This is a genomic window from Deinococcus sp. YIM 134068, from assembly GCF_036543075.1.
Lineage (GTDB): Bacteria > Deinococcota > Deinococci > Deinococcales > Deinococcaceae > Deinococcus > Deinococcus lichenicola.
On record NZ_JAZHPF010000005.1, the window covers coordinates 157,767 to 171,987 of the forward strand.

Here is a 14,221-nt window from a genome sequence, read left to right on the forward strand (position 1 = left end):
TGATGAGGACAGACAGGAGGAGGGGAATCGGTCAGACGGGCACTCCCCCCTCCAGCGGGGCGGTTCGGGTGGAACGAGGTTCGGGAACGGCGACGGGCACGGGCGAGAGACTCACGGGCGTCGCCTTGAAGGCGGGCATCCGGGAATACGGATCGAGGCTGTCGGGGCTGGTGAGGAGGTTGGCACTCTCCGCCCAGTGGAAGGGCACGAAGAGGGTGTCGGGGCGCAGGCCGGGGTTGAGGGCCACGGGCAGGTCGAGGGTGCCGTGGCGGGTGGTGAGGCGGGCGGTGTCCCCGGCCTGAAGGCCGCGCTCACGGGCGGTCTCGGGGTGGACCTGAAGTTCCAGCGTGGCGCGCAGGGCCGGGTTGCGGCGGGTCTGGGTGCCGCTCTGGTACTGGTTGCCCAGCCGCCCGGTCGTGAGGAGAAGCTGCCGGGGCGCGGGCGGCGGCGGGAAGCTCGGCGTGTGCAGCCGCGCGAGGCCGTCGGGCGTCGGGTACGTCGGGGCGTAGGCATGGGGGGTGTCGGGGCCGTCGGCGCTGGGAATGGGCCACTGGGCGGTCGCGCGGTCCAGCCGCTCGGCGCTCAGGCCGCTGTAGTCGGCCACGCCGCCCCGCGTCGCCCGGAAGAACTCGTCCTGAAGCTCCCGGAAGGTCGCGTAGGTGAAGCCGTGGGGCCGCCCGACGGCTTCTGCGAGGTCACACAGGATGCGCCAGTCCTCCCGCGCCGCGCCGGGGGCTGTGATCGCCTTTCGGCGGCGCTGGACGCGGCCCTCCAGGTTGGTCGTCGTCCCCTCCTCCTCGCACCACATGGCACCGGGCAGGACCAGCGTGGCGAGTTGCGCCGTCTCGCTGGGCAGGAAGTCGATGACGATGAGGTGGCGCAACGCCTCCAGCCGCTCGCGCACCTGCCCCGCCCCCGCCGCGCTGACGACCGGGTTGGAGCCGAGGACGATCAGGGCCTCGATCCCGTCCGGCTGCCCGCAGGCGTTCAGAAGTTCCTGCGCGCTCACGCCGGGCTGGGGCAGGTCCTCCGGCTCACAGTCCCACAGGGCGGCCATCTCGGCGCGGTGTTTGGGGTTCCGCAGGCTGCGGGCACCGGGGAGCTGGTCGGCCTTCTGCCCGTGTTCGCGCCCGCCCTGGCCGTTGCCCTGCCCGGTCAGCGTGCCGTAGCCGCCCCCCGGCTTGCCGAAGTGCCCGGTCAGGAAGGCGAGGTTGAGGTAGGCGTGGACGGTGTCCGTGCCGTGCGCGTGCTGCTCGGGGCCGCGCCCGGTCAGGATCAGGGGTTTCTGGGCGTCGGCGTACAGGCGGGCGAGCGTCAATACCTCTTCTTCCGTGATCCCGCACTCGTGCGCGACGCGGGCGGGCGGGTAGTCGTCGGCCTGCCACAGCACCTCGGTCATGCCGTGGGCGGGGGCGGTCGGGCGGATGCGGCCCCACTCCTTCATGAGGTGGAGCAGGCCCAGCGCCAGCACCCCGTCCGAGCCGGGGCGGACGGCGAGGTGACGCCCGGCCACCTTCGCGGTCGAGGTCGCGCGTGGGTCGATGGAGTACACCGCCGCGCCCCGGTCCCGCGCCCCCTTGAGGTACTGCATGATCGGCGGCAGCGTCTCGGCGATGTTCGCGCCGACCAGCAGGATCAGGTCGCTCGTCGCCATGTCCCCCAGCGGAAAGCCCAGCCCCCGGTCGTAGCCCACCGTGCGGTTGAGGGCCGTCGCCGCCGAGGCCATGCAGTAGCGCCCGTTGTAGTCGATGTTCGCCGTTCGCAGCGCGAGCCGCGCGAACTTGCCGAGGAGGTAGGTCTTCTCGTTCGTGAGGCTGCCACTGCCGAAGACGCCCACCGCATCGGGCCGGGTGGCGAGGAGGGGATTCAGGGCATCGGCCACGTACGCCAGCGCCTCGGGCCAGCCCACGGGCACGAGTTCGCCGTTCTTGCGAAGCAGGGGCGTGGTCAGCCGTTCGGGGTGGCGCACATCGTTCAGGGCGGCCAGGCCCTTCTTGCAGACGGTGCCGTGAGCGACCGGGCACTCCTTCGTCGGGGCCATCTTGACGGGCAGGTTGTTCTCGAGGTGAAGGTCGAAGTTGCACTGCACCGCGCAGTACGGGCAGGTCGTCCGCACCACGCGCGTGGCCGGGTCGCGGGGAGCGGGGGGGGCCGTTGACATAGGGGCACGTTGGCAGCAGGGGAAAGGCTCGTCAAGGCCAAATTTGCGAGACGTACCAGAAATTTTAGACAAATTGCGAGTGGAAGTGATACCGTCTGGGTGACTTTGGGCCATATATGGTCAACTAACGTATTCGGTGTTGACAATATGCACGCCTTCCCGCCCAATGGGGGCGTTGAGGCGGGTGAGTTCTCCGCCCGCCCGGAGGAACCGATGAGCCAACCCACCCCCCAGACCCATCTCCCTCACGTCGTCGTCGTCGGGAACGGCATGGTCGGCCACCGCCTCGTGGACCTCCTGCGCGCCGGGGCCGATGCCGACGTTCTGAAGATCACCGTGGTCAGCGAGGAGACGCGCCTCGCCTACGACCGCGTTCGCCTGAGCGCCCACTTCGACGACGACCGCCCCGATCTCTCCCTCGCCACCGAGGCCGGGTATGGGGGACAGGGCGTGAACATTGCGTGGGGCCGCGCCAGCAACGTGGACCGCGACTCGCGCACCGTCACCGTGACGGGCAAGGCCGGGGAGCAGACCCTCGCCTACGACGCCCTCGTGTTCGCCACCGGCTCCTTCCCCTTCGTGCCGCCCATTCCTGGCAAGGACGCGACGGGCTGCTTCGTGTACCGCACGCTGGACGATTTGGACGCGATCCGTACCGCCGCTCAGGGAGCAAAAACTGGTGTCGTGATCGGCGGCGGGCTGCTCGGGCTGGAGGCCGCCGGGGCACTCCGCAAGCTGGGGCTGAAGACGCACGTGGTCGAGTTCGCCCCCCACCTGATGCCCGCTCAGCTCGACGTGGAGGGCGGGGCGCTGCTGAAACGGATCATCGAGGACATGGGCATCGGCGTCCACACCTCGAAGGCGACGAGCGAGGTGAGTACGGACGAGACGGGGCGCGTCACTGCTCTTGCCTTCGCGGACGGCTCGCGGCTGGAGACCGATCTGGTGGTCTTCTCGGCGGGCATCCGACCGCGTGACGACCTCGCCCGCGCGTGTGGTGTCACGGTCGGGGAGCGCGGCGGCATTCAGGTTGACGACCGCTGCGTGACGAGCGATCCCGCTGTGTACGCGGTCGGGGAGTGCGCCCTCCACAACGGGCGGGTCTACGGCCTCGTCGCCCCCGGCTACGCGATGGCGAAGGTGGCGGCGGCGAACCTGTTGTCCGACCTGGGATTGAGCGAGTCCGGCGACGCCAAATTCATCGGCGCGGACCTCAGCACCAAGCTCAAGCTCCTCGGCGTGGAGGTCGGCTCGTTCGGGGACGCGAAGGGGCAGACGCAAGGCTCGCGCTCGGTGAGCCTGAGCGACAACGTGCGCGGCACGTACTCCAGGCTCGTCCTCAGCCCGGATGGAACGCGGGTGCTGGGTGGCCTGCTCGTGGGCGATACCGCCCGCTACGGCGACCTGCTCGACCTCGCCATGTCGGGGACGCCGCTCACGGTCCCGCCCGAGACCTTGATCGTGCCGCCCCTGCCCGGTGGTGCAGCCCTGCCCGTCAGCGCGAACGCCCTCGTCTGCTCGTGCGAGAACGTCCGCACGAACACGCTGGTGGAGGCCATCGAGGGCGGCTGCCGCGACGTGGCGGGCCTGAAGAAATGCACCGGGGCGGGGACGGGCTGCGGCGGCTGCGTGCCGAGCATGCACAGCCTTCTCCAGCTTGAGTTGCGGCGGCTGGGGGAAACGGTCGTCAACCACATCTGCGAGCATTTCCCGCACTCACGGCAGGAACTGTTCAACATCATCAAGGTCAGGGGCTACCGCACCTGGGACGAGGTGCTGGCGGCGCACGGCACGGGCCTGGGCTGCGAGACCTGCAAGCCCGCCGTGGCGAGCATCCTGGCGAGCCTGCACAACGAGTATGTGCTCAAGACGGAACACGCGCAGCTTCAGGACACGAACGACGCCTTCCTGGCGAACATCCAGAAGAACGGCACCTACTCGGTGATGCCGCGCGTGGCGGGCGGCGAGATCACACCCGACAGGCTCATCGCGCTGGGGGCGGTCGCCAAGAAGTACGGCCTGTACTGCAAGATCACGGGCGGGCAGCGCATCGACCTCCTCGGCGCACAGCGCGACGACCTCCCCGCGATCTGGGGCGAACTCATCGCGGCGGGCTTCGAGAGCGGGCACGCCTACGGCAAGAGCCTGCGGACGGTGAAGAGCTGCGTCGGCTCGACGTGGTGCCGCTACGGGGTGCAGGACTCCACCAGCCTGGCCGTCAAGCTCGAACTGCGTTACCGGGGCCTGCGCTCCCCGCACAAGCTCAAGTCGGGCGTCTCCGGCTGCACCCGCGAATGCGCCGAGGCACGCGGCAAAGATTTCGGCATCATCGCCACCGAGAAGGGCTGGAATCTCTACATCGGCGGCAACGGCGGCGTGACGCCCAGGCACGCGGTCCTGCTCGCCTCCGATCTGGACGAGGAGACGCTGATCCGCACCCTCGACCGCTTCCTGATGTTCTACGTGCGGACCGCCGACCGCCTCCAGCGGACGAGCACCTGGCTGGAGAACCTGGAGGGCGGGCTGGACTACCTCCGGGCCGTCATCATGGACGACTCGCTGGGCATCTGCGCCGACCTCGACGCGGCGATGGCGGGGCACGTGGACACCTACTTCGACGAGTGGGCCGCCGCGCTCGCCGACCCGGCGGGCCTCGCGCGCTTCCGCACCTTCATCAACTCCGACGCCCGCGACAACGCGATCCAGTGGGTGGACGAGCGCGGCCAGATTCGCCCGGCCTTTCCCCATGAGCACAGCGAGCATGAATTGACTCCGCTGCCGATGGCGGGCGGGGACGATTGAGAAGACGGCGTGTGGCTTGTGGCGCGTGGCCTGTAGGAAAGGTTCTCTCCACAAGCCACAGGCCACACGCGACCAGCCTCTCTGCAAGCAGCTCTACGAGTCCGAAGGAGCACCCATGACCCTGACCGTAACTCCCCCTTCCTCCGAATCGACCTGGACGCGCGTGTGTGCCCTCCCCGACATCCTGCCGGGGACCGGCGTATGTGCGCTGGTAGGCGGCGAGCAGATCGCCGTGTTCCACGTGGCCGGGCGCGTCTTCGCGCTGGGGAACCGCGACCCCTTCACGGGCGCGAACGTGCTCTCGCGCGGGCTGACCGGCAGCAAGGGCGACACGCTGAAGGTCGCCTCGCCACTGCTCAAGCACGCCTTCGACCTGGAAACGGGCGTGAGCCTGGACGACCCGGCGGTGAGCGTCCCGACCTACCCGGCGCGTGTGGAAGGCGGTGACGTGTGGATTGGTTCGGCGGGCTGAAGGTCCTGAGCCTGGAGTCCCGGCGCGCCGACGAGATGGCGACCCTGATTCAGAAGTACAACGGGGAGGTGACGGTCGCGCCGAGCATGCGCGAGCAGAAGCTCGACCTGGGCGCGCACCTGACCCGCTTCGAGACGGCCCTCGCCGCACGCGACATCCACGCGGTCGCCTGCATGACGGGCGTGGGGACGAAGATGTTCCTGCGCGACCTCGCGGCGCGGGACCCCCGGCACCTGGAGACCCTCAAGGACGTGCCCCTCGTCGCACGGGGCAACAAGCCGACGCAGGCGCTCAAGACCTTCGGCCTGGGCGGGACCACCGTGCCGCGCCCGCACACCTGGCACGAGGTTCAGGCCCACCTGCTGGAGACCCTGGAGCCGGGCCAGCACGCCGTCGTCCTCGAACACGGCGACCCGACGCCCCCGGCGATGCTCCGTACGCTGACCGGCGCGGGCCTGCGCGTGACGAGCATCCCGGTCTACCGCTGCGCCTTCCCGCACGACACGGGGCCGCTCTCACAGGCCGTCCGCGACACGGCGCTGGGGGGGCAGGACTTCCTGCTGCTCTCCAGCGGCACCCAGCTCCTGCACTTCCTGAAGTTCGCCGGGAGGTTGCGCCTGGAAGACGAGGTGCGCGCCGCCCTGGGCAGCATGGTCGTCGCCAGCATCGGCCCCGCGTGCAGCGAGAGCGCCTCCGAACTCGGCGTCCGCATCGACCTGGAGGCCAACCCACACAAGATGGGCATCCTCGTGCGGGCTGCCGCCGAGCATGGGCCGGGGCTGCTGCGGGGACGGCTGGCGAAGACGGGGTGATGAGGGTTGGGGGATGAGTGAGGAGGGGCGGGCTGATGGGGCTGTCCCTCTTCGCTTGTGAGACAGGCGAAGCGTTTTTATCGTCTGGCAGGAGGACGAGCGGTGCTTGTCACCCCCTCCCTGGCCCTCTGCAAGCAGCTCTTCGAGTCCCCCACAAGGAGGGAGGGGAAACAACCCTCAAGCTCTCGCTCTTTTAGCTCCTTCCCCTTGAGGGGGGAGGCCGGGTGGGGGTGAACGGGCTGGGCGAAGGGGAACCGGCGGATGACGTTCAAGCTCATCGCAACAGCAAACTGCCCTCCCACCTTTGCCCTACGCCTCCACCCCCACCGCCTCTGCCACATTCCGCAGCCCGTCGCGCTCCAGCAGGGCCGCCAGTCCACGGTTGAGCCGCATGGGCAGGCGCGGCCCCTCGTAGATCAGCGCCGTGTAGACCTCGATGAGACTCGCCCCGGCGCGAATCTTGGCGTAGGCGTCCTCGGGGGTGAAGATGCCACCGACGCCGACGATAGGCACCCGCCCGCGAGTGAGGCGGTAGGCGTCGCGGACGAGGGCCGTGCTCCGCTCGGTGAGGGGTCGCCCGCTCAGCCCACCCGCCTGTTCCCGGTGGGGGTGGGTGAGACCGGCGCGGCCCAGCGTGGTGTTGCTGACGATCAGGCCGTCCGCCCCGGCCTCCAGCACCGCGCCCACGCTCGCCTCGAAGTCGGCGGGATGCAGGTCGGGGGCGAGCTTGACGAGGACGGGCGGAGCGCGGCGGGCGGTGCGGACGCGCCCTGCTTCCACTTCTTCTCCTACGTCACGCACGAGGTCGGCGAGGTCGCCCGCCGCCTGAAGTGCCCGCAGGCCCGGCGTGTTCGGGGAACTGACGTTGACCACGAAACCGTCAGCGACCTCGTACAGAGTGCGGACGCAGGCGCGGTAATCCTCCACCGCCGCCTCGTTCGGCGTCGCCTTGTTCTTGCCGATGTTCACCCAGACGGGCGCGGTCCTCGTGGGCAGCGCGGCGAGGCGGGCACGCAGGGCCTCTGCGCCGCCATTGTTGAAGCCCATGCGGTTGATGAGCGCCCCGTCGTCGGGCAGGCGGAAGAGGCGCGGGCGGTCGTTGCCGGGTTGCCCCAGGGGCGTCACCGTCCCGACCTCCAGGAAGCCGAAGCCCAGCGCCGCGAAGGCGGGCACGGCCTCCCCGTTCTTGTCCAGTCCCGCCGCGAGGCCCACCGGGGAGGCGAAGGCGCGGCCCCACAGCGTCTGCGTCAGCCGGGGGTCGGCGGGCACCAGGATGCGGCGGGCGGCACCGGGCCACGCGGGCACCCGCGACGCCGCGCCGAGGGCACGCAGGGTCAGGTGGTGGGCGTCCTCCGCGTCGAGGCGGAAGAGGGCGGGCTTGAGGACTCGGCGGTACATCGCCCTTCAGGATACGGGGGTGGAGGGGAAGGAAGCCGTCAGCGGTCAGCTTTCAGCCGTCAGCCTTGAAGAGCTTTTGCTGACGGCTGATGGCTGAAAGCTGACCGCTCCAAAAAAACTCCCGCCGTGGGGCGGGATGGGAAGTGAACGTGTGGCCCTCAAAGACGCGGTGCCACGAAGCTCGGCTCCAACTGCACCAGCCGCGCGTGTTCCTGCCGCTCGCTGTCGGCGATCAGGTCGGCGAGGGTGGTGGCCCCCAGCACGTCGCGCAGGGCGGCGTCCACCCGGTGCCACAGGTCCACCGTGCCGCACACGCTCTGGCTACTGCACACGTGGTCTTCTTCCACGCAGGACACGGGGGCGATGCTGCCCTCCATCGCCGTCACCACGTCGTAGGCGTTGATGGCGGCGGCGGGGCGGGCGAGGCGGTAGCCACCGTGGGCACCGCGCACGCTCTTGATGAAGCCCGCCCGGCGCAGGTTGCTGGCGATCTGCTCCAGGTAGTGCTGGCTGATGCCCTGGCGCTCGGACACGTCCTTGAGCGGCACGGCTTCTCCCCCACGCCGCCCGATCTCGATCAGGGCGCGCAGGCCGTACTGTGCTTTGGTCGAGACCCACATGGGGACATTCTACCCCCCAAACCCGGACGAAGAGTAGGGAATTGCTGGCATTTGGTGAAGGTCGGGACGGGGGCACTTCCCCCACGTTTATCCTCTGAACATCGGGACAAGGAGGGAGCAGAGATGACGGCGCTGGAGGCTCGGAGCGGTCAGGCACATCTGAAGGGTGAGGTTACAGGCCGGGGGCGGACGGTCGTTTTTCTCCACGCGGGCGTCGCGGACCGCCGGATGTGGCGGGCGCAGGCGTCGGCCCTGGCCGAGCGGTGCCAGGTCGTGACCTACGACCGCCGGGGCTTCGGGGAGACGCGGCCCGTGGACGAGGACTATTCGCACGTCCGGGACCTGCTCGCGGTGCTGGACGCGGCTGGGGCGGACCGGGCGACCCTGGTGGGCTGCTCGCAGGGCGGGAAGATCGCGCTCGACTTCACCCTGGCCCATTCGGACCGCGTGGAGGGGCTGGTCCTCGTCGCCCCCTCCATCGGTGGAGTGCCCGCGACGGAGACCTTCCCCGCGCCCGTGGAGGCGCTGCTGGAGGAACTGGAGGCCGCCGAGGCGTCCGGCGACCTCGACCGCCTCAACCGGATGGAGGCGCGGGTGTGGCTGGACGGCGTGCTGGGTGAGGAGGGCCGCGTGTCCGGCGAGGTGCGCGAGCTGTTCCTCGACATGAACGGCATCGCCCTACGGGGGGCGGAGGTGGGGCAGGAGGAACCCGCACCCCCCGCCTGGCCGCGTCTGGGGAAGATTACCGTCCCGGCATGGGCGATCTGCGGCGACCTCGACTTCCCACACCTTCAGGAACGGTGCGCGAGTCTTGGCGAGGTGCTGCCCGGCACACGGTCCCTCGTGCTGGAGGGCACCGCCCACCTCCCCAGCCTGGAGCAGCCTGGCGCGTTCAACACACTGCTCCTTCCGCTCCTGCCCACGCTCTAACCACGCCTCCCTCCCCTACAATCCGCCCCGTGACCGTCCCTCTCGCTCCTGGCCTCTCCCCGGCGGACGTGCTGCTGCGGCTGCGGGCGGCAAATGCGCCGGGGGTGGTCCTCCTCGAATCGCTCGGCCCGGTGGTGCCCCACGGTCGCCTCTCGTTCCTGAGCGCGTGGCCGGTGCGGGTGCAGTCCGAGGTGCCGGAGCGGCCCGCCGGGGACGGCCTCTTCCCCGCGTGGCTGGGCGGCCTGAAGTACGAGGCGGCGCGGGCGTTCGGGCTGGTGACGCATGAGCCGGAGGGCGAGCCGGGCTGGTGGGGCCTGTATCCCAGCGGGCTGGTGTGGGACCGGGGGGCGGGCACGCTGGAGGTCGTCGGCGAGGTGGGGCACGCGGACTGGGCGGCGGTGCTCGCGCTGGACCCCGCCCCCCTCCCGACGCTGGAGGTCGGCCCCTTCGGCGCGGACGACGTGGACTACCCGGCGGGCGTGCGCGCGGTGCAGGAGCTGATTCGCGCGGGCGAGGTCTATCAGGTCAATCTCTCGCGCGGGATGCGGGCGACGGCGGCGGGCGATCCCCTCGCGGCGTACTTGCGGCTGCGGGAGGTCAATCCCAGTCCCTTCATGGCCTTCGCGGACATGGGCGCGGAGGTCGTCGTGTCGTGCAGCCCGGAGCGGCTGGTGCTGTGGGCGGGAGATCAGGTGTCGGCCCGGCCCATCGCAGGCACCCGGCGGCGCGGCGACACGCCGGAGGAGGACGCGGCGCTGGAGGCCGAGTTGCGCGCCAGCCCGAAGGAGGTCGCCGAACACACCATGCTCGTGGACCTCGTGCGGCACGACCTGGGGCGCGTCTCGGCGGCGGGCACGGTGCGGGTGCCGGACCTCGGATTGGTGGAACGCTACAGCCACGTCATGCACCTCGTCTCGGAGGTGACGGGCGGGGCCAGGGCGGGCCTGACCGTGCGCGAGGTGCTGGCGGCCACCTTTCCCGGCGGCACGATCACGGGTGCTCCGAAGGAACGGGTCATGCGGGTCATCCGCGACCTCGAACCCCGCCCGCGCGGCTGGTACACGGGCGGCGTCGGGATCGTGAGCGGGGGACGGGTGGACGTGAATATCTTGATTCGGACGGCGGAGTTTAGCGGCCAGCTTCCAGCGGCCAGCGACCAGCAAGGGACACAGGCTGACGCCGACGCTTCCCCGGCTGGCGGCTGGCGGCTGGCGACTGGAAGCTCTCCCTGGACCGTCACCGTCCGCGCGGGCGGCGGCACCGTCATCGATGCGGACCCGGCGCGGGAGGCGCGGGAGACGGTGCACAAGGCGCAGGCGCTCCTGAACGTGCTCGCGGGGGTGCCGGGAAGGGCTGCACAGCCGCCCGCCCCGCCCGTCCCCGGTCGCGAGTGGTCGCCGCCGCCCGCCTCGCCCGCGCCGGGGCTGCGGGTGCTGCTCCTCGACAACCACGACTCCTTCACCATGAACCTCGCCCACGACCTGCTCGCGCTGGGGGCGCGGGTGGACGTGCGCTCGCCCCTCGAGACGGTAGAAATGCTGCTCGCGTCTCAGCCGGACGCCGTGCTCGTCGGGCCGGGACCGGGGACGCCGGACACGAGCGGCTGCACGCTGGAGCTGACGCGGGCCTGCCTGACGGGGGGCGTGCCGCTGCTCGGCGTGTGCCTGGGTCATCAGGCGCTCGGGCAGGTGCTGGGGGGCCGGGTGGAGCGGGCCGAACCCGTCCACGGTCGCCCGGAGGCGGTGCGACACGGCGGACAGGGCTTGTTCGCGGGTGTGCCGGACGGGGCCGCGTTCGGGCGCTACCACTCGCTCGTCGTGCGCGGGCTGCCGGAGGAGTATGTGACGGCCCACAGCGCGGGCGGCGAGGTCATGGCGCTGGAGGTGCCGGGGCGACTCGCGTGGGGCGTGCAGTTCCACCCCGAGAGCGTCCTCAGCCCCGCCGGGCGCACGCTCCTCGGCAACTGGCTGCGGCTGAGCGCGCGGGTCCGGGTCAGGACATGAGGCCCCTCCCCCCCGCTGTGGACGCGGGCGCGTGGCTGCATGGGGCGACGGCCTTCACGACGGTCCGCACGCACCACGGGCAACCTTTGCTCTGGGCGGCACATCTGGCGCGATTGGCGAACACCTGCGCGTTTCTGGGGCTGCCCGCGCCGGAGGCAGAGTTCCCCCGTCTCGCCCCCCTCCCCTGGGGCCTGCTGCGCCTGACCGTCACGCCGGACGGGACGTTCTGGAGCCAGCGCCCGCTCGATCCCGGCCCGCGTCCGGTGGGGGGCGTGCGAGTTGTGCTTACCCTCCGAAGAGTCCACCCCGACCTCGCCGGACACAAGACCGGGAATTACCTGCCCTACCTGTTGGCCGGACGGGACGCGGCGGCGGGTGCCTTCGAGGGGTGGCTGACGGACCACGCGGGACACGTGGTGGACGGTGGGCGAACTTCGCCCCTCCTCGAACTCGGCGGGCGGCTGGTCGTGCCGGCGGGCGGCCTACCGGGCGTGACGCGCACCGCCTTCCTACATGGACAGTCCTACGAGGAAAGGCCGGTGCGGGCGGAGGAACTGCGCGAGGTCGCGCGGGTATGGATTTGTGGCAGCGGCGTCGGAGTCGTTCCCGTGCGCGAAGTGGCGGGCGAGGGCTGGTGCGTTTCCCTTCCCGCCGAGTGGCCGGAGACGACGGACGCGGCGCTCGTCTGGCCGGAAGGGATGGACACCACACAGAAGAAGGGCGGCTGAGGTCTCCCCCGCCGCCCACCTTCCTCCCGCAACCCAGAACCTCAGTGCCCGTCCTGCCCCTCGCGCTCGCTCTGGAGACGACCGCCGCCCTCCACGTCCTCCAGGCGGACGGCACCGTGCCTCCGCATGACGTTCAGCGCCTCGTTGGTCTTCACGCCGTCGGGATCGCGGGCGATCACGAGGATGTGGCCGGACTTGAGACCGTTGTAAAACCGCTCGGCCTGCGGGGCGGGCACGCCCATGCGGCGCAGCAGCTTCACGTAGTCGCCGTGGTCGCTGCCCGTCAGCGCCCCGAAAATGCCCCCGAGGCCCGCGCCGCCGATCAAGCCGTAGATCACGACGAGCAGCCCGCCCTCCGCATACACCCGCGTCTCGGGAATCAGGGCGAGCAGGCCCCAGATGGGCAAGGTGAGCACGAGGCTCACGAGGGCACCCAGCAGCGTGCCGCGAATGACGCTCGCGGAGCCGCCCGGCGCGCCCGCCTCGGGGCTGATACCGGTCGCCTGGGCGATGGTGTCCTCGGCCACGGCGTCGATGAGGGCGAATCCAAGTCGGTCACGGTCGAAGCCGCGTGCCTGAAGGGCGGCCAGCGCACCCTGGGCCTGCTGCGGCTCGCGGAAGAGGGCAACGACGCTTTCCATCCCCTCATTTTTAGCACGGGGCCTCGCATGGCGGCGAGGGACAAAGGAACGCGCAAGATGGGGAGGACAGCAAGCTCTCAAGAGCTGACCACGGGGACCCGTGGGGAGTTCTTCTTGCCCCCCCCGACCCTCTGCAAGCCGCCTTTCAAGTCTCCCACCAGCCAGAGGAAGAAAAACGCCACAGCTCCCGCTCCTTTAGCGCCTCCCCCTTGAACGCCTGATGTGCAAGAGAAAGGCAGCGTATGAGACGTGCTTTCTCTCCTCTCTCCCCTTACGGGTGACTCGGAGAGCCGCGAAGCAGGGGGCTGGGGAGAGGGGTGACGAGCACCGCTCGTCCTCTTGTCAGACGACGAAAACGTGTCGACTGCTCGATCTGCAATTTACATTAGGCGTCCCCAGAGACTAAATCTACGATTCGCCCGGCTCTTCTCCGGCTGGCAGAGATTCCAAACCACAAGGGAGAGGTTGAGCCTCCGCCCTTCTCCAGCTCCTTCCCACCCGCGTGAGAGCCGCATACACCCGCCTTCACCCAGCGGCGGGTGGGCAAGACCCGGTACGTTCGGCCCACCGGGGGTTTCCTATACTGCCTGCATGACGGGTGTGGCGTCGCTGATCCTGCCGGGCGCGGCTTTCGAGGCGCGGCTGCGCGAGGTGCTGCGCTCGCGTGTGGAGTTCATCGAGCTGATCGGCGAGGACCTCGTGATGGCGGGCGGCAAGCGGGCGCGGCCCACCGTGACGTACCTCGCCGCGCAGGCCCTCGGCGTGGACGGCGAGCACGCGGCCTGGCGGGACGTGACCGACCTCGCCGCGTGCGTGGAGCTGCTGCACTCGGCCTCGCTCCTGCACGACGACCTGATCGACGACGCCGACACCCGGCGCGGTCAGCAGGCGGCCTTCCGAAGATTCGGCAACGTCGTCAGCGTGATGAGCGGCGACTTCATGCTCTCGCGGCTGCTCGTGCTGCTCGCGGGGTTGCCGGGCGGGGCGGCCCTGATCCGCGCCTTCGGGGAGACGGCCAGCCTCGTGTGTGAGGGCGAGGTGCTGCAATTTCAGGTCGCCGCCTACGCCGATTACACGCTCGCGAACTACCTCGACGTGATCCACGGCAAGACGGCGGCGCTCGTGGAACTCGCCGCGTCCTCGCCCGCGCTGCTGCTGGGCGCTCCGGAGGCCCACCGCGCGGCCCTCGCCACCTTCGGGCGGGAGTACGGGCTGGCCTTTCAGATGCGCGACGACCTCCTCGACCTCGCGGGCGACGAGGAGGCGCTGGGCAAACCCGTCGGCGGCGACCTGCGCGAGGGCAAGGCGACCTTCCCCGTCCTGTGCCTCCTGAATGGCCCCCACGCCTCAGAGGTCCGCGACATCCTGGGCCGCCGCGCCGCCGAGCCAGGCGATGTGGCCCGCGTCCGCGCCCTTGCCACAAGGGAGGGGGCCTTCACGCACACGCAGGAGGAGATTCGCCGCCGCACGGGCCTCGCTGCCTCTGCCCTTCATCCCCTCCCCCCCTCCGAGGCCCGCGACGCCCTGACCGCCCTCGCCCGCCACGAGACCGAACGCGCCCGCTGAGGCGTCCTGACGAACCGGACATCTTGGCGCGTCTTCCTGTCGTCTGTCCTGCGTGGTCCGCATCCTCTTTGCACCTGAGAAGTGAGAG

Annotated in this window: 11 protein-coding genes; 7 read left to right on the plus strand and 4 right to left on the minus strand. The window is 70.5% G+C overall.

Annotation, left to right across the window (positions count from 1 at the left end; all coding sequences use genetic code 11):
* Positions 1 to 31: 31 nt before the first annotated feature.
* A complete protein-coding gene (locus tag V3W47_RS07730; protein ID WP_331824619.1) occupies positions 32 to 2,161 on the minus strand; it encodes a molybdopterin oxidoreductase family protein in 2,130 nt (709 codons plus the stop codon).
* Positions 2,162 to 2,374: 213 nt separating this feature from the next.
* Here V3W47_RS07730 and nirB point away from each other — a divergent pair, with 213 nt between their 5' ends.
* The 3 genes from nirB to V3W47_RS07745 all read left to right on the plus strand — a co-directional run bounded on the left by nirB (position 2,375) and on the right by V3W47_RS07745 (position 6,247).
* On the plus strand, positions 2,375 to 4,963 hold the full coding sequence (gene nirB, locus V3W47_RS07735) for a nitrite reductase large subunit NirB (RefSeq protein WP_331824620.1): 2,589 nt from the start codon (positions 2,375 to 2,377) through the stop codon (positions 4,961 to 4,963).
* 115 nt (positions 4,964 to 5,078) lie between these two features.
* Positions 5,079 to 5,435 carry a nitrite reductase small subunit NirD gene (nirD, locus tag V3W47_RS07740; RefSeq protein WP_331824621.1) on the plus strand — a complete coding sequence of 119 codons (357 nt, stop codon included), beginning with the start codon at positions 5,079 to 5,081 and terminating at the stop codon, positions 5,433 to 5,435.
* Complete coding sequence (locus tag V3W47_RS07745) at positions 5,414 to 6,247, plus strand: uroporphyrinogen-III synthase (RefSeq protein WP_331824622.1); 834 nt, start codon at positions 5,414 to 5,416, stop codon at positions 6,245 to 6,247. Before nirD ends, V3W47_RS07745 begins: the two co-directional genes overlap by 22 nt.
* A gap of 309 nt (positions 6,248 to 6,556) precedes the next feature.
* Here V3W47_RS07745 and V3W47_RS07750 read toward each other — a convergent pair whose 3' ends face one another.
* Positions 6,557 to 7,645: a quinone-dependent dihydroorotate dehydrogenase gene (locus tag V3W47_RS07750; protein WP_331824623.1), complete on the minus strand. Its 1,089-nt coding sequence runs from the start codon at positions 7,643 to 7,645 to the stop codon at positions 6,557 to 6,559.
* 158 nt (positions 7,646 to 7,803) lie between these two features.
* Positions 7,804 to 8,265, minus strand: coding sequence for an RrF2 family transcriptional regulator (locus V3W47_RS07755; RefSeq protein ID WP_331824624.1), 462 nt, complete (start codon positions 8,263 to 8,265; stop codon positions 7,804 to 7,806).
* Between the two features lie 123 nt (positions 8,266 to 8,388).
* Between V3W47_RS07755 and V3W47_RS07760 the strand changes: the two genes are divergently transcribed.
* Genes V3W47_RS07760 through V3W47_RS07770 form a run of 3 tightly spaced genes read left to right on the plus strand, consistent with a single transcriptional unit; the run spans position 8,389 to position 11,926 of the window.
* Positions 8,389 to 9,195 (plus strand): alpha/beta fold hydrolase, encoded by an 807-nt coding sequence (locus tag V3W47_RS07760; RefSeq protein WP_331824625.1) that lies wholly within the window; start codon positions 8,389 to 8,391, stop codon positions 9,193 to 9,195.
* Between the two features lie 29 nt (positions 9,196 to 9,224).
* Complete coding sequence (locus tag V3W47_RS07765; RefSeq protein WP_331824626.1) at positions 9,225 to 11,198, plus strand: chorismate-binding protein; 1,974 nt, start codon at positions 9,225 to 9,227, stop codon at positions 11,196 to 11,198.
* The gene (locus V3W47_RS07770) at positions 11,195 to 11,926 is read left to right on the plus strand and encodes an aminotransferase class IV (protein WP_331824627.1); all 732 of its coding nucleotides are present in this window, start codon (positions 11,195 to 11,197) and stop codon (positions 11,924 to 11,926) included. The genes V3W47_RS07765 and V3W47_RS07770 overlap by 4 nt, the downstream gene beginning before the upstream one ends.
* A gap of 41 nt (positions 11,927 to 11,967) precedes the next feature.
* On the opposite strand, the gene V3W47_RS07775 is transcribed toward V3W47_RS07770, so the two are convergent.
* On the minus strand, positions 11,968 to 12,567 hold the full coding sequence (locus tag V3W47_RS07775) for a hypothetical protein (RefSeq protein ID WP_331824628.1): 600 nt from the start codon (positions 12,565 to 12,567) through the stop codon (positions 11,968 to 11,970).
* A gap of 591 nt (positions 12,568 to 13,158) precedes the next feature.
* Between V3W47_RS07775 and V3W47_RS07780 the strand changes: the two genes are divergently transcribed.
* Positions 13,159 to 14,133: a polyprenyl synthetase family protein gene (locus V3W47_RS07780; RefSeq protein ID WP_331824629.1), complete on the plus strand. Its 975-nt coding sequence runs from the start codon at positions 13,159 to 13,161 to the stop codon at positions 14,131 to 14,133.
* Positions 14,134 to 14,221: the final 88 nt, after the last annotated feature.